The sequence below is a fragment of the Desulforhopalus sp. IMCC35007 genome (assembly GCF_005116575.1).
Taxonomy (GTDB): domain Bacteria; phylum Desulfobacterota; class Desulfobulbia; order Desulfobulbales; family Desulfocapsaceae; genus Desulforhopalus_A.
The window spans coordinates 25,458-50,676 of sequence record NZ_SWCN01000020.1; the positions used below are offsets into that span (position 1 = coordinate 25,458).

General features: G+C 48.7%; 18 protein-coding genes. 12 read left to right on the forward strand and 6 right to left on the reverse strand.

What is annotated here, in order from left to right; translation table 11 throughout:
• Positions 1-12 precede the first annotated feature (12 nt).
• The 5 genes from FCL48_RS18540 to FCL48_RS18560 all read left to right on the forward strand — a co-directional run bounded on the left by FCL48_RS18540 (position 13) and on the right by FCL48_RS18560 (position 4,455).
• The gene (locus FCL48_RS18540) at positions 13-297 is read left to right on the forward strand and encodes a F0F1 ATP synthase subunit C (protein WP_136874400.1); all 285 of its coding nucleotides are present in this window, start codon (positions 13-15) and stop codon (positions 295-297) included.
• Positions 298-301: 4 nt separating this feature from the next.
• Positions 302-1,168, forward strand: coding sequence for a F0F1 ATP synthase subunit delta (locus FCL48_RS18545; protein ID WP_136874402.1), 867 nt, complete (start codon positions 302-304; stop codon positions 1,166-1,168).
• Positions 1,169-1,179: 11 nt separating this feature from the next.
• Positions 1,180-2,805 (forward strand): alternate F1F0 ATPase, F1 subunit alpha, encoded by a 1,626-nt coding sequence (locus FCL48_RS18550; protein WP_136874404.1) that lies wholly within the window; start codon positions 1,180-1,182, stop codon positions 2,803-2,805.
• Positions 2,802-3,725 (forward strand): F0F1 ATP synthase subunit gamma, encoded by a 924-nt coding sequence (locus tag FCL48_RS18555; protein ID WP_136874406.1) that lies wholly within the window; start codon positions 2,802-2,804, stop codon positions 3,723-3,725. Before FCL48_RS18550 ends, FCL48_RS18555 begins: the two co-directional genes overlap by 4 nt.
• A gap of 88 nt (positions 3,726-3,813) precedes the next feature.
• On the forward strand, positions 3,814-4,455 hold the full coding sequence (locus FCL48_RS18560; RefSeq protein ID WP_136874408.1) for a class I SAM-dependent methyltransferase: 642 nt from the start codon (positions 3,814-3,816) through the stop codon (positions 4,453-4,455).
• Between the two features lie 29 nt (positions 4,456-4,484).
• Here FCL48_RS18560 and FCL48_RS18565 read toward each other — a convergent pair whose 3' ends face one another.
• Both FCL48_RS18565 and FCL48_RS18570 read right to left on the reverse strand, forming a co-directional pair.
• Entirely contained in the window at positions 4,485-5,378 is an 894-nt protein-coding gene (locus tag FCL48_RS18565) for a GGDEF domain-containing protein (protein WP_136874410.1), read from the reverse strand.
• A gap of 189 nt (positions 5,379-5,567) precedes the next feature.
• On the reverse strand, positions 5,568-5,996 hold the full coding sequence (locus tag FCL48_RS18570) for a universal stress protein (protein ID WP_136874412.1): 429 nt from the start codon (positions 5,994-5,996) through the stop codon (positions 5,568-5,570).
• A gap of 501 nt (positions 5,997-6,497) precedes the next feature.
• Between FCL48_RS18570 and FCL48_RS18575 the strand changes: the two genes are divergently transcribed.
• The 4 genes from FCL48_RS18575 to orn all read left to right on the forward strand — a co-directional run bounded on the left by FCL48_RS18575 (position 6,498) and on the right by orn (position 14,969).
• Entirely contained in the window at positions 6,498-9,224 is a 2,727-nt protein-coding gene (locus FCL48_RS18575) for an HAD-IC family P-type ATPase (RefSeq protein WP_136874414.1), read from the forward strand.
• Positions 9,225-9,307: 83 nt separating this feature from the next.
• Positions 9,308-11,725, forward strand: coding sequence for a phosphoenolpyruvate synthase (gene ppsA, locus FCL48_RS18580; protein WP_136874417.1), 2,418 nt, complete (start codon positions 9,308-9,310; stop codon positions 11,723-11,725).
• Positions 11,718-14,243 (forward strand): alpha-glucan family phosphorylase, encoded by a 2,526-nt coding sequence (gene glgP / locus FCL48_RS18585; RefSeq protein WP_136874419.1) that lies wholly within the window; start codon positions 11,718-11,720, stop codon positions 14,241-14,243. The genes ppsA and glgP overlap by 8 nt, the downstream gene beginning before the upstream one ends.
• A gap of 168 nt (positions 14,244-14,411) precedes the next feature.
• Positions 14,412-14,969 carry an oligoribonuclease gene (gene orn, locus FCL48_RS18590; RefSeq protein ID WP_136874421.1) on the forward strand — a complete coding sequence of 186 codons (558 nt, stop codon included), beginning with the start codon at positions 14,412-14,414 and terminating at the stop codon, positions 14,967-14,969.
• 28 nt (positions 14,970-14,997) lie between these two features.
• On the opposite strand, the gene FCL48_RS18595 is transcribed toward orn, so the two are convergent.
• Positions 14,998-16,734, reverse strand: a complete 1,737-nt coding sequence (locus FCL48_RS18595; protein WP_136874423.1) for a cache domain-containing protein — start codon at positions 16,732-16,734, stop codon at positions 14,998-15,000.
• A 435-nt stretch (positions 16,735-17,169) separates the two neighbouring features.
• Between FCL48_RS18595 and FCL48_RS18600 the strand changes: the two genes are divergently transcribed.
• Positions 17,170-17,532 carry a translation initiation factor Sui1 gene (locus FCL48_RS18600; RefSeq protein WP_136874424.1) on the forward strand — a complete coding sequence of 121 codons (363 nt, stop codon included), beginning with the start codon at positions 17,170-17,172 and terminating at the stop codon, positions 17,530-17,532.
• 58 nt (positions 17,533-17,590) lie between these two features.
• Positions 17,591-18,682, forward strand: coding sequence for a histidinol-phosphate transaminase (gene hisC / locus FCL48_RS18605; protein ID WP_136874425.1), 1,092 nt, complete (start codon positions 17,591-17,593; stop codon positions 18,680-18,682).
• Positions 18,683-18,982: 300 nt separating this feature from the next.
• Here the strand turns inward: hisC and FCL48_RS18610 are convergent, their stop codons facing one another.
• Positions 18,983-21,082: a carboxy terminal-processing peptidase gene (locus FCL48_RS18610; RefSeq protein WP_169309280.1), complete on the reverse strand. Its 2,100-nt coding sequence runs from the start codon at positions 21,080-21,082 to the stop codon at positions 18,983-18,985.
• 531 nt (positions 21,083-21,613) lie between these two features.
• On the opposite strand from FCL48_RS18610, the gene FCL48_RS18615 reads away from it, so the two are divergent.
• A complete protein-coding gene (locus FCL48_RS18615) occupies positions 21,614-22,876 on the forward strand; it encodes a mechanosensitive ion channel family protein (protein ID WP_136874429.1) in 1,263 nt (420 codons plus the stop codon).
• A gap of 82 nt (positions 22,877-22,958) precedes the next feature.
• On the opposite strand, the gene FCL48_RS18620 is transcribed toward FCL48_RS18615, so the two are convergent.
• Together FCL48_RS18620 and FCL48_RS18625 are read right to left on the reverse strand one after the other, a co-directional pair.
• The gene (locus FCL48_RS18620) at positions 22,959-24,029 is read right to left on the reverse strand and encodes an alcohol dehydrogenase family protein (RefSeq protein ID WP_371418685.1); all 1,071 of its coding nucleotides are present in this window, start codon (positions 24,027-24,029) and stop codon (positions 22,959-22,961) included.
• Between the two features lie 169 nt (positions 24,030-24,198).
• A complete protein-coding gene (locus tag FCL48_RS18625) occupies positions 24,199-25,110 on the reverse strand; it encodes a glycine betaine ABC transporter substrate-binding protein (protein ID WP_136874433.1) in 912 nt (303 codons plus the stop codon).
• Positions 25,111-25,219: the final 109 nt, after the last annotated feature.

Consider the following 25,219-nt stretch of genomic DNA (forward strand, 5'->3'; position numbering starts at 1 on the left):
AAAGGAGCCGCCATGTACGACAACCTGACAATTATTGCAATAACCTCAATTATCATCGCCGGTATCACCACCTTTATCGGCATGATTGGCCCTGCCATCGCTGAAGGAAAGGCCGTTGCTACGGCGTTAAGCTCTCTGGCCCAGCAGCCTGACGCCTCGGCAACCATCACCAGAACCCTTTTCGTCGGTCTGGCAATGATTGAATCCATGGCCATTTACTGCTTCGTGGTCTCAATGATTCTCATCTTCGCCAATCCGTTCTGGAACCACTTCATCGCCCAGACAACAGGCAGGTAAGACCATGTTAATAGACTGGTTTACCGTCATTGCACAGCTCATCAACTTTCTGGTACTCGTCGGCTTGATGAAACGCTTTCTCTTTAAACCGATTTTAAAAGCCATCGACGCAAGAGAAAAGCGGATCGCTCTGGCCCTCGCCGATGCCGATCTGAAAAAAACAGAAGCACTGCAGGAAAAAATTATCTTCGAGAACAAGAACAGCCAGTTCAACCAGCAACGGCAGCAGCTTCTTGAAACAGCGACCAGAGATGCAAACATTGAACGTCAACGGCTATTTACCGATGCCCAGCAGGCAGCAGAGGATTTCAGAGCCAGACGACAGGTGGCCTGGCTGCAGGAGCAGCAGAGTATAAAAGAAGAAATCCTCTCCCGGACACGGGAAGAAGTTTTTGCAATATCGAGAAAAGCCCTTTCCGAGCTTGCAGATACAGGTCTTGAACAACGTATGATTGATGTTTTCTCAGACCATTTGCATAGCCTCGGCAAGAAACAAAAAACAGCTCTGACCGGGTCCTTACAAAACTCGCCCGGCCAGATGCATGTGCGAAGCGCCTTTGAACTTTCTCCAGAGCAACAGAGTGCCATACAACAGACACTCACCGAAATGCTGCCATCCGGACTGAATGAAAGTAACTTGAATACGGTGAATATGGTGAGTTTCGTCGTTGATCCACAATTAATCTGCGGCATCGAGCTTACTATAGGCGGACAAAAGCTAGCCTGGAGCATTCACGATTATCTGAGCTCACTGGAAGAACGTGTCAGTGATGTCCTCCTGCAGCAGACAGCCAAAAAAAGTGACGCAGCCATGGAAAACCTCCAACCCGCATCGCCTACTGCAGAGCCGGATACAGCAGTTACTTTTTGAAGAGAACAGCAATGAACATATCCCCGGATTCACTGACAGCTATTTACAACCAGGCCTTTGCAGGGTTCAAAGAGGCGCGTGAAGGCTATCTGCCGCGACTTCTGCCACAGGAAATCGGTACAGTCATCAGTGTTTCCAATGGGATTGCCAGGGTCTCAGGCCTCCCAAATGTTGGTTCTGACGAACTGGTCATCTTTGCAGGTAAGGTCTTCGGGATAGCTTTCAACCTGGATGAGGATGAAATCGGCGTCGTTCTGCTTGGGGAATACTGGAATCTTCATGCAGGTGATGAAGTACGGCGAACCGGCAGGGTTATGGATGTCCCTGTCGGGGAAGGGTTACTGGGCCGGGTCATAAGCCCCCTCGGCCAGCCCCTTGATGGCCAGGGCCCTCTGCTGGCCAGCGGACGGTTGCCCATCGAACGACCGGCTGCCGCCATTACGAATCGTGCTCCCGTCACCGTACCGCTCGAGACCGGGCTGAAGGTGATAGATGCACTTATTCCGATTGGCCGCGGTCAGCGCGAACTGATTCTCGGAGACCGACAGACGGGGAAAACATCCATCGCCATAGACACCATTCTGAATCAACGGGGCAAGGATGTAATCTGTGTTTACTGCTCCATCGGCCAAAGGGGAGCATCAAACGCCAAGGCGGTCAACACCTTCAGGGAAAAGATGGCAATGCAATACACCGTCATCATAATCACCGAAGGCAACGAGCCGCCGGGCCTTGCCTATATTGCCCCTTACGCCGCCACCAGTGTGGCCGAATATTTCATGGAACAGGGCAAGGACGTACTGATTGTCTACGACGACCTCACCCACCATGCCCGTGCCTACCGCGAACTTTCTCTGCTTTTACGCAGGCCACCCGGTCGTGAAGCATTTCCCGGTGATATTTTTTATATTCATTCAAGGTTGCTGGAACGGGCAACCCACCTGCATTCCAGTAAAGGTGGCGGGTCACTTACAGCCCTGCCCATCATTGAGACGGAGGCACAGAATATTTCAGCCTACATTCCAACAAATCTGATATCTATCACCGATGGGCAAATATATCTCTCACCGGCCCTGTTTGAACTCGGCATCATGCCGGCCGTCGATGTCGGCAAATCCGTCTCCCGGGTTGGTGGAAAGGCGCAGCGTCCTGCATTCCACATGGTTGCCGGGGACCTCAAACTTGCCTATGCACAATTTGAAGAGCTTGAAAGCTTTGCCCGGTTCGGCGCACGACTCGATGAAGAGAGCAGGAAGGTTATAGAGCATGGCCTTCGGATTCGGGCCTGTCTCAAACAGTCAGAATTTTCGCCATGGCCAATGGTTGACCAGATCATCATATTACTTGCGCTTACGACAGGATATTTTGACCTAATCCCCCTTGAGCGGATGAAAGAGGCCCAACATGCTCTTCGCATTTCTACGCCTCGAATACCTGCAGAGATCATTGAGCGGCTTGAACAGGCTGAAACTCTCAGTGATGAGGATCGGCAGGCTATTGTCAATATTACCCACGAGATACTCACAGAGTTCGCCACCTCTTCCAATAGCAAGCTCGACGGGGTCACTGGACCTGCCGGGAGAAAACAAGACAATGCAGATGGCCTTTCCCACAAACGATTCAGAGAGCCGTCATGATTGAAAATACTTCCAGTCTACAGCACAAGATCGAAAGTGCCTCCGAGCTCCAGGCGGTCGTACGCACTATGAAGGCTATGGCTGCGGCCAACATCAGCCAGTTCGAACAATCGGTACGATCTCTCAGTGATTATTACTCTACGGTGGAACTCGGCCTGGGCGTTTGTCTGCGGGCTATACATTCAGAACTTCTGGTACACAGGGATCAACAGCCGACAGAACCGGATGTGATCCACGCCGTCGTGTTCGGCTCAGACCTTGGACTGGTTGGCAGGTTCAACGAAACCATTGCAGACTATGCGATACAAACTCTGGCGACTTTTCCAGCCCCACCTGAGATTTCAACGGTAGGGAGCCGGGTTCATACCCGCCTGGCAGATGAGGGTTTACCCCTTGGCAGTCTTTTTACGGTACCAAACTCAGTCAAAGCCATCACGCCCCTGGTTGGACAGATTCTCCTGCAGAATGCAGTGCATCAAAACGAAGGAGAGAATATCGAATTGCATCTCTTCTACAATCGGCCGATACCGGGTGCCCTGTATATTCCTGTCAGTCAGCGACTGCTGCCACTGGATATCGAATGGCAGGTCAGCCTGACCAAACATTCCTGGCCGACCAAATACCTGCCGGAAGTTGTGGAAAACAGGAACACCGGTTCTTCCTGCAGAGACAACGGTGACAGCAACGATAGCACTACCCTGCGGTCGCTGATCGGCGAATATCTTTTTGTCTCTCTTTTTCGAGCCTGCACCGAATCACTGGCAAGTGAAAACGCAAGCCGTCTTGCTGCAATGCAACGTGCAGAAAAAAATATAGACGACCTCATCGAAGAATTGAACGTACGCTACAATGGAGTGCGCCAGAGCAGTATCGACGAAGAACTGTTTGACGTGATTGCAGGCTTTGAAGCAATGAAGTGAAACAGCAGATGCTGGCAGATAGACTGAAACAACACCCCGGTACATCTATACGATTTTTCCCCGGTTCATGATCATGGAGGGCAGAAGGATGCAAGCATTACGAACTGGCCGAAGGCTGTTTTACAATATTTTTTCCCATTTTTATGATTTCTTCATAAAAACCCATTCCGGACCCCACAGGGATGAGACCCGTAGATTCCTTGTTGACTCATCACAGATACACAATACCCAGCAGGCCAGGGTTTTAGATGTCTGCTGTGGTACCGGTTCGGTTATCCTTGCCTTTGCTGAAAAGTTTGCAGGTATCCAGGCGATTGGCTACGATTTTTCCCCCGGTATGTTGCGAAAAGCAAGAGAAAAGGATGTGAATCATAGTGTGGTTCTTGTCAATGGTGACGCTGCCTCTCTTTCTTTTGCAGATGACTGCTTTGATGTTGTCTGCTGTTCCCATGCCCTCTACGAATTAAAAGGCCAGGCAAGGCGTCAGGCACTACAGGAAATGAGGCGAGTGGTAAAACCAGAAGGTCAGGTTTTGATAATGGAACACGAAGTTCCGCAAAAATTTTTGGTGAAATTGATGTTTTACATGCGGATGTTGATGATGGGTCCCACCGACTCCCGTGAGTTTATCCAACAAGGACTCTCCCCATTTGAAAAAATTTTCCTTAAGGTCAGCCTCACCCACACTCCATCGGGTAAAAGTAAACTCATCATCTGCAAGAAGACATGAACTAAAAGACATTCTCTAATACTCGTCTCCTACACCGTACCCTTACCATTTCTGCTATCTCTGTCCGACACATCTGCCGCCCCCGTCTCCCTGTGCAGGGCCTCCCAGGAAATCACCTTGTTTTTCCCTGTCTGCTTGGCATGGTACAAGGCCTGATCAGCCCTATCACAGAGTTGTTCAAGGGTGTCTTTATCCGTATATTGAGTCAGTCCGATTGAAACAGTAAAAGAAAAATGTATGACCGGACTGATACCGGATTCGATCCCCTGACGGATTCGCTCGGCGTACATAATTGCGGCATCCTCACCTGCTGCCCGCAGCAGAACAAGAAACTCCTCTCCGCCCCAACGAACAGGGATATCATAGGGACGGCATTTTTCCCTGAGGAATCTGCCCAATTCTTTCAAGACAATATCTCCTACCAGATGTCCATGGGTATCATTTATTGTCTTGAAATTATCGATATCAAGAAAAAGAAGATAGAGTGCTTCTCCCCGCCGGGTACTTCTGGCACACTCCTGATGATAGTTGTCCACAAAATAATGTCGGTTTTTCAGACCGGTAAGCAGGTCATGGGTGGAGAGATTCTCAAGGTTGCTTATGGCCTCGTTGAACCGGCTGTCTGTATCATAACGAATAGTTCCAAGGATACCGAAGATCACCCCAAACAGAAAAGGATGGGCCAGAAAAAACCACTGGGCAGGAGTGCACAATGCATCTAAAAATGACTGGTCGACTCCCCCTTTTGCCATAAAATGGATCTGTATCATTAGTGTTGCCAGGGGAACCGGCAGCCCCCATATCAGTCCAAACCAGATGTAGAAATTTTTCCGAAGATTATAACTGAAAGGCCTGCGGGCAGCCTGAAAAAACTCTGCTATCAATTGTGGAATGTATGTGGGCTTGTTCTCTGTCAGATTCATTCAGTGTCCATTCTTAAAGGGTATCTTGAGTCGTTGTATGCTCAAGTTTCTCTTTGAAGAGCTCTCACCTTCACCGTGGGTAGTACACCCTCCAGCCTGCTCCATCCCCGACCTATCCACTCCTGAGACCCATTTAAGATATTGTGGTGGTAGATGGAGGAGGCAGCCAAACGAACCCCGCAACTACATTTAGCGGACAACCAGTACCGGCAGAGTACAGTGAGCCAGTACCTTGTGGGTCACACTGCCCAACATGGCACCTTCCCAATCCCCCCTTCCCCGTGACCCCATAATAATAAGATCACATTGTTCTTCCTTTGCGACCTGGCAGATCGTGTCCCAGATTTTCAGACCTGAAACATAGAGAGCAGAGAGGTTCACCTCATTTTCCTCAAGAAATTCATAACACGGCGCAAGCACCTGATCGGCCTCTTCTTTTTGAGCTTTCTCCGCTTCAATCAAGGCCTGCCCCTTGATAAACGGAGGTATAACACCGGTAACATAGAGAAGAACAATCTCAGAATCCATAATTTCCGCAAGATTCAAGCCATTGACCATGGCACGGATAGAATTCTTCGAACCATCAACGGGAAGTAAAATCTTTTTGAAGCCAACCATGGCACGCCCTCCTTTATGGGTTTCTCTCAATCTTATCCTGAACTGCGATGCCTCTCTGTTTTACGCTCGTTTTCATCCGGTCAACGCTCGGATTCTCAGACTCCTTACAGTCTGCTGTCAGAGTGAGATTTGCACTTATTATACCAGTCGAAATATAAATGATTTTTCCCAATAGATATGGGCACCATGTAATTGAGGAAGATCTCCAGAAACTGCCCTGACATCAGGCTCCAGGTCTAATCTGCAAATTCTTGCAGTTTTCATATGAAAAATTTTGAAGTTACCGGGCCCCGGGACTGGATATGTAAGCCGCTCACCCTATAAAAACGGGATTACAACGATAGTTCGGAAGAATATTTGCTGGCGTAATTTATGCAATGAACATCGCTACAGGAGATCTTTCTAAACGGGTGAAAGAGAACATCCCCTCAAAGGGTGGCTTCCACGGCAGGAGGAGGATTTTTCTCAGCAAACCGACCATACTATGGAGCATTGTTCTCTATGAGTCAGCCAGCACAACAAACAGTCAACAGCGAAGGCGCAAGCGCATGGCACCATCGCAAGGCACAGGAAGCTGTCGCCAGTTTTCAAAGCCACCAGAGTGAGGGGTTGACCACCCCGGAGGCTGAACGCCGCCTGCAGGAGTATGGTCCCAACGCTCTGATGATGGCGGATAAAGCCTCCTGGTATATGGTCCTTGCCCGCCAGTTTGCTGATGTACTGATCGGTATTCTGCTGGTTGCAGCGGTCATTTCACTCATCCTCGGGGAGGTTGGCGATGCCCTTACCATAGTGGTGATTGTCATCCTCAACGGACTTCTGGGTTTTGTTCAGGAATGGAAGGCAGAGCGTGCCATTGAGGCACTGCAACAAATGCTGGCGCCTCATTGTAAGGTAATACGGGAGAGCCGCTACCAGACCATTGATGCCCGAGATCTGGTGTCAGGTGACATTGTTGTACTTGAAACAGGAGATCGGATCCCCGGCGATCTTCGCCTTATCAAAACGGTTAACCTGAGAGTCGATGAATCCTCCCTGACCGGTGAATCTGAATCTGTCAGTAAAGACACCTCTCCGGTTGATCCCAAAGCGGTACTTGCCGAACGTAGCTGTATGGCCTGGATGGGAACCTCTGTAACCAACGGACATGGCCACGGCCTGGTAACAGCAACCGGCATGAATACAGAATTTGGCCGAATTGCCCGTATAACCCAGGGGGTTGCAAGAGAAAACACACCTCTCCAGCAGGAACTGGCACTCCTTGGCAGACAACTGGGCATTATTGCAATCGCCGTCTCCATGATTGTGGCCCTCACCGGCTGGCTTCTTGGAAAACCACTCATCGAAATGTTTATGACCGGCATCTCGCTTGCGGTCGCCGTAGTACCGGAAGGACTGCCCGCCGTGGTAACGATTACTCTGGCTCTGGGAGTCAGTGCCATGGTACAGCGCCGTGCCCTGCTTCGGCGCCTCCAGGCAGGAGAGACCCTAGGGGCTGTAACTGTCCTCTGTACAGATAAGACAGGAACCTTGACCCAGAATCAAATGACAGTCCAACGGCTCTGGCTCTTTTCTGGGGAGATCCAGATCAGCGGCATCGGCTACTGCCCGGATGGAAGTTTTGAAAAAGCTGGAAAAAAGATTACCCCCCTTGAAAACCTTGATCTTCAACTGCTTCTGGAAACAGGAATGGTATGCAATCATGCAGAGGTAAGGCAGAATAGTCAAGGCTGGCAGGCGATCGGCGAGCCGACCGAGGCTGCTTTAATCGTTGCAGCCGGCAAAGCTGGCCTGCGACCTGAAAAATCAGGAAACATCGTCCATGAAATTTCTTTTAATTCCTCGCGCAAACGTATGACTGTCATCGAGCGGCGTGAGGATTCGTACATTGCCCATGTCAAAGGTGCTCCTGAGGTTATCCTGGAGCGCTGCAACCTTGTTTTTGAGGAAGGTGCAGTTCGTGAAATGACCGATTCCGACCGGGAAGCGGCAGATCGAGCCTATCAGGGTTTCGCCGGACAGGGCCTGCGCACCCTTGCCCTTGCCCGTCGTACCCTGCCCGGTGATACACCCACCACCGATTTTGATGATGACCTGCTGGAACGTGAACTTACCCTGCTGGGCATTGCTGGTATAATCGACCCACCCCACCTGGAAGTTCCAGAGGCCATTGCACTCAGTCACAGCGCAGGAATTCGTGGAATTATGATCACCGGTGACGCTTCAGCTACAGCCCTTGCCATCGCCAGGGCCATCGGCTGGCAGACCCAAACAGCAATTCAAGGCCATGAACTTGCAGCTATGGATGATGATACACTTCGCCTCACCCTGCAAGAGCCGGTATTGTTTGCCCGGACCACCCCGGAGGACAAACTGCGTATTGTAAAAATCCTCCAGGATCAGGGCGAGGTTGTGGGAATGACAGGTGACGGGGTCAACGACGCCCCCGCGCTGAAACAAGCGGATATTGGTATTGCCATGGGTGTGCGTGGTACAGATGTGGCCAAGGCTGCAGCTGATATGATCCTCACCGATGATAATTACGCCACAATTATCAGCGCCGTAGAAGAAGGACGTCGCCAGTATGATAACATCCAGAAATTTGTCCGTTACCTGCTCTCTTCCAACATGGGCGAAGTGCTCGCTATCTTTATCAATATTCTGCTGGCAGGGCCGCTGATCCTGTTGCCCGTCCAGATTCTCTGGGTAAATCTTGTGACAGATGGGGTCACAGCCGTTGCCCTTGGACTGGAACCTGCCGAAAAGAGGATCATGCAGCGACCTCCCCGGTCGACCAAAGAACCTCTTTTGAACCGTGAAGCCATTCTCATTATCCTGCTTATGGGTGGTTATATTGGCCTTGTGACCCTCTGGCTCTTCCACCACTACCTTATTAAAGGGGGAGAAGGGAGCACCCAGCTTGCCCAGACCATAGCCTTTGCCGGGATCATCCTGCTTGAGATGATGAACGTTTTTAACTTTCGTACCCTGCGCGCACCGCTTTCAGCAAAGGAATTCTTCTCCAACCCTTGGATTCTCAATGCCTGGATTTTGAATATCGCCCTGCTCGTATGCGCGATCTATGTCCCCTTCCTGCAGAAAGCCCTGCATACGATGCCCCTGTCTTTCACGGACTGGGGGCTCATTATTCTGGTCTCACTGCCGGTTTTTCTTTTGGCTGAGGGGTATAAAAGATTTCGCTGGAAGAGTCAAGCCACACACATGTAACGGCTGGGCTGTGAAAGCCCATCTACACTACAGTTACTCACAACATTGAGGTCATTGTATCTTGCAACCAGGAGGAAAAAAGTATGAATAACAGTCCCGTATATATTCGTTGGTTTAACGAAATTATTCTCGCTGATGTACCTGTTGTGGGCGGTAAAAATGCCTCACTCGGTGAAATGTACCGTGAGTTGACCCCGCAAGGGGTTACGGTACCAAATGGTTTTGCTACAACAGCCTCCGCCTATTGGCATCTTCTGAGGTCCAGCGGTATAGAAGACAAACTCAAGCAGGTCATGTCCGGACTTGACAAGACAAATGTAGAGGACTTGGCGGTGCGGGGCAAAAAAGCCCGCGAACTCATTGCCAATGCGGCACTTCCCGAAGATTTGTGGACAGAGATAAAAAAGGCCTACGACAAACTCTGCGAGGAATATGGACCGGGCACCCATGTTGCCGTTCGAAGTTCCGCCACGGCGGAAGACCTGCCAACGGCTTCCTTTGCCGGCCAGCAGGAGACCTACCTTAACGTCAGTGGCTATGAATCTCTGAAAACTGCCTGCAGCAACTGCTACGCCTCTCTTTTTACCGACCGGGCCATCTCCTATCGCATCGACCATGGTTTCGATCATTTCAAAGTAGCCCTTTCCATAGGTATTATGAAAATGGTCCGCTCAGATCTTGCCACCAGCGGGGTGATGTTCACTCTTGATACCGAGACAGGGTTTCGAGATGTGGTCTTTATCACCGCCTGCTACGGCCTTGGAGAAAACATTGTCCAGGGAGCGGTGAACCCGGATGAGTATTACGTGTTTAAACCGACCCTTAAAAAAGGCCACCGGGCGATCATCAGAAGAAATCTTGGCGAGAAGAAAATTAAGATGATCTATGCCAGGTCCGGGTCAGGGGCCCTTACCAAAAACATAGAGGTTTCCGAGCAGGCAAGACGAAAGTTCTGTCTCAGTGACGACGACGTCCTCAGCCTCGCGCGGCAGGCAATTGTCATTGAAGACCATTATTCAATGAAAGCCGGTAAAAATCGTCCCATGGATATTGAATGGGCAAAAAGCGGCATAAGCGGAGAGCTATTTATCATCCAGGCCAGACCTGAAACCGTCGAATCGCAAAAGACCATGGATACCTTTGAGGTATATCAACTGGATAAAAAAGGTCTGGTCCTCACGCAAGGCAAGAGCGTTGGAGAAAAGATTGCAAGCGGCAAGGCCCGCAGGATTGAAAATGTGAGCCAGCTCTCCTTGTTTCAACCGGGAGAGGTCCTTATCAGCGAGACCACCATGCCAGACTGGGAACCTGTGATGAAAAGTGCAGCCGCCATTGTAACCAACAAGGGTGGCAGAACCTGTCATGCCGCAATCGTCAGCCGCGAGCTTGGTATACCCGCTGTGGTCGGCGCCATAGATGCCACAGAGAAAATCCAGACAGGGCAGGAGATTACAGTCAGTTGCGCAGGCGGTGATGATGGAACCGTGTATGAGGGTTTACTCCCCTTCCACGTTGAGACCATAAATCTTCAGGAATCCACGCGACCGAAGACAAAAATCATGATCAATCTGGCCAACCCTGAAATGGCCTTTTCCCTCTCGAAAATCCCCAATGACGGGGTTGGCCTGGCGCGCATGGAATTTATCATCAACAGCTTTATCAAAATCCATCCCATGGCCCTCGTCCATCCTGAACAGATAACGAGTGACACAGAAAAACAGCAGATTGAGACCCTGACATTTGGTTACACCACAAAACAGGACTACTTTGTCGACAAACTTGCCGAAGGTGTCGGGACTATTGCAGCCGCCTTTTATCCCAAACCGGTGGTTGTACGAATGAGTGATTTTAAAACCAATGAATATGCGAGCCTCTTAGGAGGAAGTTATTTCGAACCAAAAGAAGAAAACCCCATGATTGGCTTTCGTGGGGCGGCCCGTTACTACGATGATAAATACCGGGAGGGTTTTGCCCTTGAGTGCCAGGCCATGCAGAGGGTTCGCGATACAATGGGATTGACAAACCTTATCATTATGATCCCTTTTTGCAGGCGGGTTGATGAAGCAGAAAAAGTACTGGCCGAGATGGCCAAACATGGCCTGATCCGAGGCAGAAATGGCCTTGAGGTTTATGTCATGTGTGAAATCCCCAATAACGTCCTGTTAATCGACGAGTTCAGCGCCCTTTTTGATGGATTTTCCATAGGCTCCAACGATCTGACTCAACTGACTCTGGGAGTTGATCGTGATTCAACCCTGGTAGCCCACGATTTTGATGAACGGGACGCAGGGGTCATGAAAATAATTGCCATGGCCATCCAGGGTGCAAAACGTAACCACCGCCACAGTGGTATTTGTGGCCAGGCTCCCAGTGACTATCCTGAGTTCGCCGAATTCCTGGTACGCCAGGGAATCGATTCCATCTCACTGATTCCCGACTCGGTCATGAAGATCACGGGTAGAATCGCCATGCTGGAAAAGGAGATCAGCCGTCATGAATAATCACAGTTATATGGTTCGACAACTGCCGAATGGTCTTGAGCTTCTGGCAGACCTGGCAACCGATCTACGCTGGACCTGGAGTCATGCAGGCGATGCCCTGTGGCAGAAATTAAGTCCGGAAACCTGGGAACAGACGGCAAACCCGTATGTCATTTTGCAAAACCTGCCTGAAAGACGGCTGGAAGAACTTGCAAATGACAGGCAATTCAAGGCGATGGTGGAACAGTTATGGGCGGATCGTGACGGTTATTACAACCAGAATGGATGGTATAAGACAGCCTACCCCGAGGCCTCCTTACATAAAATTGCCTATTTCAGCATGGAGTATGGCCTTGGCGAATCACTGCCACTGTATGCAGGTGGCCTTGGGATCCTTGCAGGCGACTACCTGAAGGCAGCGAGCGATCTCGGAGTACCGGTCGTTGGAGTTGGACTCCTGTACCAGGAAGGATATTTCCGGCAGATGCTTGATGCGAATGGCTGGCAGGAGAATGTCTATCCCTACAATGATCCTGCGACACTGCCCGTGCAACCGATGATTTCACACTCAGGATCATGGTTGCATGTAACTCTGCAGTTTCCAGGGCGTCCCGTCCGTTTTCGTGTATGGAGGGCAATCGTTGGCCGGGTGGACCTTTATCTCCTGGATAGCAACGACCCATTGAACAGCCCCAGTGATCGAGGTATCACCAGTAAACTGTACGGAGGGTCGCAGGAAATTCGCCTGTGCCAGGAGATAGCCTTAGGGCTTGGAGGGTGGCGACTTCTTGAGGCCCTGGGCATTGAGATCGATGTCTGCCATTTAAATGAAGGACACGCTGCATTTGTTACTCTGGAACGTGCCCGTCAATTCATGGAGCGACATAAGATTGACTTCTGGCAGGCGTTGTGGGCGACACGCGGTGGTAACATTTTTACTACTCATACCCCCGTTGCAGCAGGCTTTGACACCTTTCCCCTGACCTTACTTCAGAAATACTGCAGCCACTATACCCAGCAACTGGGCATTACCCCCGATACCCTGGGTGCTCTTGGAAAACTAAACCCTGCAGATCAATCCGAACCTTTTAACATGGCCTATCTGGCCAAGCGAACCTGCCAGATGACCAATGGCGTCAGCAAGCTTCATGGTGAGGTGAGTCGCCGAATATTTTCCAGTCTCTATCCACGCTGGCCCGAATGTGAGGTTCCGGTAATGCATATCACCAACGGGGTCCATGTACCGACCTGGGATTCTTCCTGGGCCGATGCTGCATGGACAAGGAGTGCCGGGAAAGAGCGCTGGCGGGATGACCCAGAGGTTCTGGCAAAGGCCATTCTCGAAAACCTGAGTGACGAATCACTGTGGACCTTCGTCGGACAGGAACGTGCAGACCTTGTCAACTACGCCCGCAAACGTATGGCCCGTCAGCTTGGTCAACGGGGCGAGGATGAGCCAACCATAGCCCAGGCGGGTAATATCCTTGATCCCAACATCCTCATTTTAGGCTTTGCCCGCCGCTTTGCCGAATACAAGCGGCCCAACCTGCTGCTCCACGACCAGGAACGACTGGTGCGCATCCTCACCAACAGTCAGTATCCTGTCCAGCTGATTGTCGCCGGCAAGGCCCATCCACAGGATGAAACCGGTAAAAATTTTATACAGCAATGGTCACAATTTGTAAGAAGACCGGAAGTCCGGCACCGGGTGGTCTTCCTCGAAGACTATGATATTACCCTGGCACAGGAAATGGTGCAGGGGGTAGATGTATGGATCAACACCCCAAGAAGACCCTGGGAGGCCTGCGGCACCAGCGGCATGAAGGTGCTCGTCAATGGTGGCTTGAATATTTCCGAACTTGATGGCTGGTGGGCAGAGGCCTATACCCCGGAAGTGGGCTGGTGTATCGGAGACGGCAGGGAGCATCCGGAACCAGGTTGGGATGGGATTGAGGCGGAAGAACTTTACAGGGTACTCGAAGAAAAAGTCATTCCTGAATTTTATAAACGGGATGCGGCAGGTATTCCTCAGGCCTGGGTCACCCGGATGCGCGCCAGCATGATGGAGCTTGCTCCATATTTCAGTACCAATCGGATGATGAAAGAATATGTAGAAAAAATGTACCTCCCTGCAGCTGCTGCATATCAACGTCGGGTAGATCAGGGTTGCCGGTTGGCCAGAGAACTACACGACTGGGATTCAAATCTTAGACAACACTGGCAGGGAATACATTGGGGAAACCTGGAAGTTCATAAAGAAAATGACGGCTGGTCCTTTGACGTTCAGGTATACCTAGGAGGAATTTCACCAGACTGCGTGAAAATACAACTTTTTGCTGACAGAACAAACGACAACAAATCGATGATAACAGAAATGGAGCGTGGAGAGAGTATCCCCGGTAGTGTCAACGGCTTTCACTACTGTGCGAAAGTTATCACTCAGCAACCGGCTAACTACTTCACACAGCGGGTTATTGCTGCCCACTCCGAGGCAGTTATTCCGGCCGAAATGAATCTTATTTACTGGTGGTCCGCATGAACCAGGTTCGAGGAGACTTGAACTTGACTAACAGCAGTCACTCCCACGTTGACAAACGGCCTGCATGCGCTAACTTTGCAATAACTACCATCAAGCCTGAGAGTTCAATACAATCTATTTGTATTATAATGAAATATATATATCACTTTCTGCAAGGAACAGATTCTTATGAAAGACAATTCTAATCTGGTGTGGATAGATCTGGAGATGACCGGCCTCGATCCTCTCACCGACGAAATTCTCGAAGTGGCGATGATCGCCACAGATGCCCAACTTGAAATCCTCGCAGAAGGCCCACTCATTGTCATCCATCAGCCAAATGAGGTGCTGGCATCAATGGATGAATGGAACACTACACACCACGGCCAATCCGGCCTGATAGAACTGTCCAGGAAAAGCAACTACGATTATAGAAAAGCAGAACTGGAATGTCTGGACTTCATGAGGCAATGGACCGATTTTCGGACATCTCCGATGTGCGGTAACTCGATCTACCACGATCGCCGCTTTCTCGCCCGCTTCATGCCTGAGCTGGAGCATTTTTTTCACCACCGCAATATCGATGTCAGTACCATAAAAGAGCTGGCAAGGCTCTGGGCCCCCGACCATGTTCATTTTCATAAAGAATGCGGGCATCGCGCGTTGGACGACATCAAAGAATCAATCGCTGAACTCAAATATTACGCCGACTGTTTTATCAAAAAAGCCGGTGCCGAACCCAAATAATCCACCTCGTCTCCTTTTCTGCAAAGTATTAACTGAAAATGGGGCACATATCTTCAAAACAGAGGTCTACTTTTTTCTCAGTAATAAGATGGATGCAGGTATCAACACTTAAGGGGTGATAACGACTTCCTCTTCCAGAAGTTATTTCATCAAAGGCCTTGGTAATTCCTAGCGATGGCCGATACGGCCGATGGGATGACATGGCCTCAACAACATCTGCCACAGTGAGAATTTTTGCCTCAAGAAGAATCTCTTTATCCGTCAAGCCTCTCGGATATCCGGTACCATCAAGGTGTTCATGGTGCTGATAAACGATCTCTGCCACGGGCCAGGGAAAATGTATATTTTTTAAAATATCATAACCTAACTCGGCGTGACAATTAATGATGGCAACCTCTTCTTTCGTCAGTTTGGTCGGCTTGGCAAGATAGTCAAAGGGCAGCGTAATTTTGCCGATATCATGAAGCAGGGCCGCAATATGGAGGCCCTCAAGCCGGTGTTCAGAAAGCCCCAGTTCCCGGCCAATGGCACATGCAAGAAGGTCCACCCGTAACTGATGCCCCGCTGTGTAGGGGTCCCTTTTTTCTGCCGTTGAGGCAAGTGATGAGACCGTTTCCTCAAGGCTTGTGTGCAGGTCATCCCTGCTTTTCTTCAGCTCCTCCATGGCAACCTTTCTCTCCGTAATATCACGGGCGATACCACGGTAGCCCAGAAAAGTCTGATGGGAGTCAAAAATGGGCACCGCATTATTCTCAAGCACCACAATCTCCCCCATCTTGCCCAGGCAGATGTTTTCCAGACCGTTGATATTTTTCTGGGCCTGAATGAGATTGAAATATGTCGTTTTAAATTTTTTTGCCTGCTCGGGAGAAACAATATCCAACAAGGTTTTATTGATGATTTCTTCCGGCAGGTAGCCCAGAAGTTTTTTTACCCTGGGACTTGAATAGGTATACCTGCCCTCAGCATCACATTCCCATATCCAGTCACTGGTTGTTTCGATCAGGTTACGGTAGCGTTCCTTGCTCTCTTCCAGGGACTTCACCAGCTTTTCCCGCTCTATAAAAATGGCTAAACGCTCACGGTCAGCCATCATTGTCTGCTGGATGGAGTAGAGAGAAAGCATGGAAACCACCAGCAGGATAGCAAGAGAAATCACTGTGAGTTTTTGCCGCATTTCAGCTATTTGGACATGAACATCATCGAGATACATGCCTGTACCGATGATCCATCCCCAGGGCTCAAAGCCTTTTATATACGAAAGCTTCGGCGATATTTTGCCAGGTTCATCCTTCCATTGCCAGTAATAATCAATGTATCCCGCTCCCTGTTGCCTGACCAGATCCACAAACTCACGAAAGAGATATTTACCGTTTTCATCCTTAAAATCAGAAAGATCCTTACCCTGCAGATCGCTGCGATATGGGTGCATGAGCATCTTCGGTGTCATGTCGTTGATCCAGAAATAGTCCTTCTTTTCAGGCCCATACCGAAGAAGATTAAGCCGAAGAATCGCTCTCTTCTGTGCTTCTTCCTTAGACAATTCACCGGAGAGTTCTCTCTCATGATAGGTCCCAAGCAGGCTCCAGGCCGTCTCCGTCAGCTCCTGGATCATCTCTTTTTTGCGGGCTTTGAAACTTTCCTCCATCTGGGGCAGGAGAACAAAAAAAATGGCTGTAACAAAAAGGAGAAGAGTAAAAAATGCTGGTAACACTATGCGACGTGAGGTCTTGTTGGACATCTCTCGAAATTTTTTTTCGTGCATGGCAAAGTCCAGAATCTGAAAAAATTGAAAATTCCCGTTGCAGGACTATCTATTTGTTGTCTCCCTGTTGTATGAGTTTTATGCAATGTTCGTGCCGCAGCCCCCCACTGCATACTCCAGCACAGCCTGGCATGGGTAACATATAGGTACAAAACCCAGTATTTTCAGCAGATGTAAAAATATGGTGACTTTAGCGCAACGGCAGAATAAAAAAGATTGCTGTCACTCCAGGTTCAAAGGTTATTCCACCTCGCCGGTGTTCTCGCTGAAAATACGGAAATAGTGTAAAGATGTTTGCCATATTGACAGAGAACCACCGGAGAAAGCCAGTAGGAAAGGGTTGCCTGAGTACGGGCGAGTACAAAAAATACACCAAAAAACTTTAAAGAGCATACGCCATCAGCCAGGGCACAGGTTACAACCAGCACAAGACCAATGAAAAAAGTTAAACCCAAAGGGGTGGTATACTCCACCGAAACAGGCAGGATCTGCCCCGGTTGCGGACATCCGCAAAAACAGTGTTGTTGCAGCAGCAGACAAGCTCCTCATCCATCCGGTGATGGGGTCGTCCGGGTTAGCCGTCAGACAAAGGGACGAAAAGGCGCTGGAGTTTCAATTATCACAGGCATTCCACTGGCCGATGCGGAGCTGAAGAAAATCGCCAAAACCCTCAAGCAAAAATGTGGCACCGGTGGAACAGTCAAAAACGGGGTTATTGAAATCCAGGGTGACCACCGGCAAATACTGGTCGAAAGCTTAGTACAATTAGGGTATAAAGCTAAACTTGCCGGTGGCTGAGCCGCGTTTTTTCATCGTGAAAATGGGTCGAAACAATCTCATCTGAAATAGGTACGAAATGAATTGCATAAAATCTCTCTTTAAAAACGGGGTCATGGAAATGGCTACCTACAGCCCTATTGAGCCACCAGATCAAATAGCACTTCGGCTCGGTTTACCTGAGTCCAGAATAATTAAGCTTGATGCCAACGAAAACCCATATGGAGTTGCCGCCGAGGTGCTTGAAGAGCTGGGAAGAGCAAAATATTTAAGCATCTATCCCGACCCGGCGCAAAAAGCAATCCGGCAGGAGATCGCAAACTATGCCGGCTGCCAGGCAAATAATATTGTGGCTGGTGCAGGCGCGGATGAATTGATAGATCTCATCTGCAGGCTGGTCCTTAACCCAGGCGACAAGGTCCTAACGTTTACTCCCACCTTCTCCTACTACAAACATGTTGTAGAGCTCAACGGCGGGGTTTTTGTTGATGTACACAGAAACGAAGACTACTCCATTGATCGTAATTCCCTCTCTGACATTGATCTGACCGATATAAAGATCGTGCTGTTATGTTCACCCAATAATCCTCCAGGCAACATGCTGGAGGAGGAAGTACTGAACTATTTTCTGGCAAAAGATATGCTCGTGGTGGTTGATGAAGCGTATTATGAATTCTCCGGCAGTAGTTTTGCTGATCGCATTAACCAACACAACAACCTGATCGTCTTACGGACCTTTTCTAAATGTTTTGGCCTGGCTGGGCTGCGCGTAGGCTATGGAATCATGGCAACTGAGGTACAGCAGGCCATCATGAAAATCAAACCGCCCTATAGTGTCAACATGGCAGCTGAGGTCGCCTTGAGGGTATGTCTCAGGAAAAAAGAGGTCTTTGCCCGCCAGGTACAGCAGATGATTGCAACCCGCGACAAGGTCATTACCGCACTGAAGGGCTGTGATGAACTCGAGGTATATCCGTCACACTCCAATTTTATCTTGTTTCGATTAAAGAGCAAAAACGCAAAAGCCCTGAAAGACTCTCTGGAAAACAAAGGTATTCTGTTACGTTACTTCAATACAACGCAGCTACAGAATCACCTTCGGGTTTCCGTTGGAACAGAAGAACAGATGGACATCTTTTTGCGGGAATTTTTTTCCCTGTTACAGGAATAAAGACCCTGTAAAAAACTAACACCCTGTTTTATGAGACCAAGGCTGGTTTGATTCTGCTTTTGGGTTTCTTACACCGGTGGCGGTTGTTCTGACCTACACCCCACTCAATGGCCTCTGCAAGCACACACATAGAAACCTCACAAATTCTAGCTGCTCCCAGAGTGGCTTCCTGTTTGTTTCAGGAAACCACTCTGTCTAAAAGCTCTAATCCCCATCAGCAAAACCTCGACTTTAAATGAACCAGAAAACGTTCATCTCAGCTGTAGCAAAGGTGGAAAGTCCCCCTGAGGCGCCTTGGCTTTAGATATCAACCAGGATATTTATTGATTCCCGTACGTATGGATCCTTTTGGAGTTCTGCCTGCCAACTGAAAGAATGATCTTTATCCAGATCTTTTCCACCTGCGCCGGACAACAGATCACTACCATACTGCCCTGCCTGGGAGCTTCGCAACTGACCACTGAGGCTCGTTTTTTCTTTACGTTCCACTTCCATTCGTTCTCGTACATCCGCCACATTCAGGGAGACTGCAGTCTGCATCCCCCGTTCCTTTGCAAGTTTTGCCTCTTTTGCAATCGCCTGAAAGTCTGGGTCCTGGCCAACCCTCTTTTCACTCATTGTTCGAACTATATCGATGTTATAGGGTACTCCAGAAAATGTCACGTAATCGGCAGGTCCGATCTGATCCCAGGCAAGAGAGTAATCGAGATACTTTTCACCTGATTGCAGATGATGAAAGAGGCTCGGCAAGACAACATCTGGCGCAAAACCTCTGTTTTGGGTAGAACCGCCGCTGATACGGTAAAATTTCTGGGTGGTCAATTTGAGCACCCCGAGATCACCGAATTCTGCTAACGCTTCCGGGCGCAGATTATTGTTTAGATTAATGATGTTCTGCACTGTCCCCTTCCCGTAGGTAAAATCGTCCCCGACGATGATAGCCCGTTTGTAATCCTGCAGCGCCGCGGCTACAACCTCGGATGCCGAGGCGGAAAACTTGTTCACCAAAACAACAAGTGGACCACTGTATTCAATATTGTCATTATCATCACTCAAGACATGGACCTGGCCACTACTGTCTTTTACCTGGACAACAGGCCCGGACTTGATGAACATTCCGGTAATATCAACAGCATCAATCAACGACCCCCCACCATCATTACGCAGATCAAGAATCATCCCTTCGGGATTGCTCTTCGTTACCTCTCTGATCGCTGTACGGGTATCATCTGTTGCATTTCTTGCATCTTCGCCGTTATTGGTCTTTTCAAAGTCACGGTAAAAGCTTGGAATCATGATATATCCGATTTTCCCGCCATCCGGTGCATCCAGCAGCGAACTTTTTACAAAGGTTTCTTCTATCTCAACCACATCTCTGGTTATCGGAATAACCTTTTTCGTGCCGTCGGGTTTTTTTACCGTTAAAAGGATCTTGGTTCCCTTGGGTCCACGGATCAGCTGCGCGGCATCATTTGGACGCATACCACTGATATCAACAGGATTCGCCCCATTTTCAGCGATCTGCAGGAGGATATCTTCGGCCTGCAGCATACCCTGTTTGGCTGCGGGCCCTCCCGGGACGAGACTCACCACTTTATTAAAGCCGTTTTCATCGCGAAGAATGGCCCCGACCCCTTCCAGGTTACCACGCATCTCAATATCAAACTGTTCTCTGAGTTCAGGAGGGAAATAATCCGTATGTGGCCCATAGGCTCTGGCAATTGCATTAAAAAAACGATCATAATGATCCTGAAGTTTCTCCTGATGCAGTCGAACAAAGAAGTCTTTGAAGATCTGACCCTCTTTTGCTGTTGCCTTGTCCCATAATTCTGCATCTGAAGATTTCACTTTTTCTGTTTTCTGGTCCTCCTCCAGCTCAAGGCGTTTATAAATTACCTGCTCTTTCATTATCTTACGCCACCGATCTTTTAATTCTGGCAGATCCTTGGCATAATCCATTTTTTCAGGGTCGGTCTCGTAGACCTCATCAATCGTCACATTAAAACTGGTGGCCATTATCTCATCTACCAGCCTTTCAACCTGGGCAATACGCTCCTGCATTATATTGTAGGCGGTTTCAGGCAAAACACTGGTACCATGCTGCAGATTAGCCCCAATATCAGGGGCAAAAGTACGTAGCACTTCTACGTCACTGCTGAGTAAAAACCTTTTCTGGTAGTCCAGTTGTTTCAGATAGAGATTAAAGACCGCTACAGAGAGGGTTTCATCCATCTTTTTATGGGTATAATGTGCTGCAGGCAGCGCATTTTCAAGCATATAGCCGATCAGTTGATTTCTCTTCTGATCCAGTTCCCAAAGATCCTCTGCACGAGCTAAACTACAGGTAAAGACAAGAAGTATAAGTACGACGGCCAACAGGCGGTGTATAATGTTTTTCATGTATCTATCCCCGTAAAAAAGGTACCGAGACTGACATCGGATGAGCTGATATTTCGTAAAATTATCCTGGTTCATTGTATTCTTTACCCTTGAGATAAGCAGCGGAGGTCGGATTGTCCGGGCTACAATCCTATTCAACGTTCTCTGTTTGCAACTTTCCATAATTTCTTCGTAATTATGAATAGTTAAACTCAGTCCGCAGCATTTGGATATTGTTAATTGTCAAAATTTATTTTTACCCAGTGCTCTATAAATAATCCTAAAATGTGCACCAAATATGATGTGACTTTTCAAAGAACAGATGGGAAAGGGAGTGAGCAGCAGTGGTCTCAACAAAAATAAGGAATTGCAGCTTTAAAAAGCTGGTGGGATGAACAAAATATGAAGGTGCAGGCGAGAAATTCTACAAAAAGCAGTCTCTATCTGTTATCAATTTTTCGGGTTAAGGTATATTGACAGTATTTTTTCCATCTTCATAAAAATATAAATAATAAAATCTTAATATTACATATACAGTAAGGATATCAACCGATGAAAAGTAATTGGCTCACTTCTTTTTTCGAAAAGCTCGATTTGTCAGCCACAACAGTCGAGCTGCTGGCGTACGTGCTTACTGTTTTGGCTGTTGGCCTCACAGCAATTCTGGCAACCCTGATTGTACGCAGAACCTTGTTACAGTTCCTTACCAACTGGATCCAGTCAAATAATTACAAATGGGATGATCCGCTGGCCGGAAATAAACTCCTCACTAAAATAAGTTGGTTTGTACCGGTAACTATCGTTTCTCTGGCAATTGATATGTTTCTTGATCCGGAGACTGCAAGCTATCTTCCTGCAAAAAGACTGATAAGCGCCTGCTTTGTCGTCGTCTCCGTTCTCAGTCTGACCGCTTTGCTCTCTTCGGCTAACGATATCCATCGAATTGTGAGAAAGAATAAAGGTTCCAGTCTTCGCGGCTACACCGATGCGGGCAAGATACTCACCTATATCCTCGGCGCTATTTTTCTTATCTCTATTTTTACAGGAAAATCTCCATGGGGTATTCTTTCGATCCTCGGCGGGCTCACCGCCGTAACGATGTTGGTTTTCAAGGATTCGATTCTCGGTTTTGTTGCTTCAGTGCAGATTAATTCAACAGACATGGTCCAGCTCGGTGACTGGGTAGAGATTCCACAATATGGTGCAGATGGGGATGTTGTTGATATGTCCATCCATACTATTCGGGTTCAGAACTGGGATAAAACCATCTCGACTATCCCCACCTATGCCCTTGTCTCCAACTCATTTAAAAATTGGCGCGGGATGTCCGAATCCGGTGGCCGACGAATAAAACGTGCCTTGAATATTGATATTCATTCGATCCGGTTTTGTGACGAACAGTTGCTGGACAAATTTTCCAGGATGCCACTGATAGAAGATTACATAAAAAACAAGCAGCAAGAGATTATTGAATATAACCAGAAGAATAACTGCGATCAGAACTCCGGCATCAGCGGCCGCCATCAGACCAACGTCGGAGTGTTTCGAGCCTATATTATCGCCTACCTGAGAAATAATCCCAATCTCCATCAAGACATGACTTTTCTGGTCAGGCAGCTTGCCCCGACCGAGAACGGTCTGCCCATAGAAATCTATGTGTTTTCAAAAGATCAGGCATGGGCTAACTACGAAGCTATACAGGCGGATATCTTTGATCACCTGCTGGCTGCTGTCCCCGAATTTGACTTACGGATTTTCCAAAATCCTACTGGTTACGATTTCCGCTGTCTCAGCCAGACGCGGCCATCAGACTGATGGCCAGATTTTGCCGTTTCTCCACCATTTTTTCAGGCGGGCCTTGGAGGCATTTGCGGTAAACTGGGGATAGAGGCCCCTGTTATGGCTCTGGTGGAATCAACACAAAATTACCAACATGCTTTTTCAGGAGAAATTCGCGTTGTGCATCCGCTATGCGTTCGAGTGGAAATGCCTTAGCAACAAGAGGCCAAAACTCGTCACGCTCAATGTAAGAAATAAGGTTTGGGAAAACCGGTTCATCCCATGCCGTGCAGCCGATCAACTTCAGATCCTTCAGATAAAAGGTGCGCATGTCAAGCGTCACAAGTGGTCCTCCAATCGCCCCGGATGACACATAACGTCCTCCCCGTTTTAACGCCAGCAACATAGGGCCGAAACCTGGCCCTGCGACGTTATCGATAACGACATCAACAGAATTTTCACCAAGGCTTGCAACGACATCATCATGACGGTCGATAACACGGTCCGCCCCAAGGGAAAGGACCTGATCCATCTTCGCCTTCGCCGCAATCGCGGTAACAGTGGCGCCCCGCCGTTTTGCCAGCTGTACAACCGCTGAACCGACACCACCAGATGCCCCTGCGACCAAGACATGTTCTCCCTGGCGCACCCCGCCACGATGAACCATATTTTCAGAGGTACCATACGCACAGGGAATAACTCCAAGCTCGGCATCACTCCAGTCACAGTCGACCGCGAACACCTCTCCAGCCGGAACCTTGACAAACTGGGCAAAGGCTCCGTCAAAATCAGATCCCATCCAGATATTTTCCATCGAACCAAACCCCGATGCCCGCATGCAGGCCCGCACGAGTACACGTGAGCCAATGCTACCTGTATCACCACCCTTGGCAACGGCCACAATTCGACCACAACAATCTGTTCCCTGGATGAACGGGAAAGGTGTTGTCTCGTTCCACCCTCCGTCATTTTTTTCTATTAACGGCTGTTCTTCTGCCGTTGCAGCTTCTGCGGTTGCTTTCGTCACCGAGGAAGAGTACCAGCCAATGCGCGTATTTATTTCCGTGTTGTTTACTCCTGCAGCAAGTACCTGCAATAAAACCTCACCCGGCTCTAAGGTCGGAAGTCTTACCACACGACACTGAAGTTTGGAGTATCCTCCATTGCCTGCGGTGACAACAGCCTTCATTACTTCCCCACCAACTTCTGGATCAAATCGATCCTGCTGAGGGGTTGTATCCCAGGTATTTTCCATACTGATCACCCTTTCATCACTGATTCCCGCACAAAAAAAGTAAAAATTCTCAACAAAAAAAGGGAGCAAAAGCTCCCCTTATAGACGGAACCACTTACCAATGCTATTGAATCAGATCTTTACTCTTCAGCCAGTCCATGGCCACATCGTGAACGGGCTTGTGATCTACGTCTACGGCCATATTGAGCTGCTGCATCTCTTCAGTTGTCAGGTTATCGGCAAGGGGTTTTAATATGGTCACAATCTCCGGATACATATCAAGGACTTCCTTTCTGACAACCGGTACAGGATTGTATACGGGGAAGAAGGATTTGTCGTCATCCAGGTTCACAAAACCAAAAGCCGCGATTCTACCATCGGTTGCAAAACCCATTGCAGAATTGACCAGTCCTTCCTTCAGTGCCTGGTAGGTGAGTCCAACAGACATTTTTTTGACCTGCTTGGGAGGAAGCTTGAAATTGTACATCTCCATTATGCCCTTAAACCCATCAGGCCTCTCCCAGAACTCCGAATCAAGAGCAAAGATCAGTTTGTCAGGATTGTCAGTGACGTAAACCCCTAGATCAGAAATACTTTTGATTCCGAGTTCTTCTGCTTCCGCCTTGTTCATCATCAGGGTATAGGTGTTATTGAACTTGACAGGATCGAGCCAGACAAGCCCCTTTTCGGCGTCGGCTTTTTTGACCCACTCATAAACCTTTTCAGGAACGGTCATTGTTGCTGTATCTTTCTGCTCGTAATACAGGGTGTATGCGGTGCCCGTATATTCATAATAAAGATCGAACTGAGCATTCTCCAGCGATTTTCTGGCGATAACCGAACCAACCCCTGTCTTGAGTGTGACATTAAATCCTGCCTGCCCAAGAAGAATACTGGCCAGCTCAGGAAGGAGAAGCTGTTCGGTATAGTTTTTACCACCTACGATGAGGTTTTTTTCACTCGCAAAAACGCTGCCGGGTAGAAATACGGCCAAAATAAGTGACGATAGAAGAACACATTTACATAGCTTTTTCATGTCATACCTCCTTTTAGGCTCCCTGGTCTGTACCAGAGAGCGCTAAGGTTTACGGGTGTAAACAAAACACTTTACATGAATTATTCAATTCCCTGTTAATATTCATTTT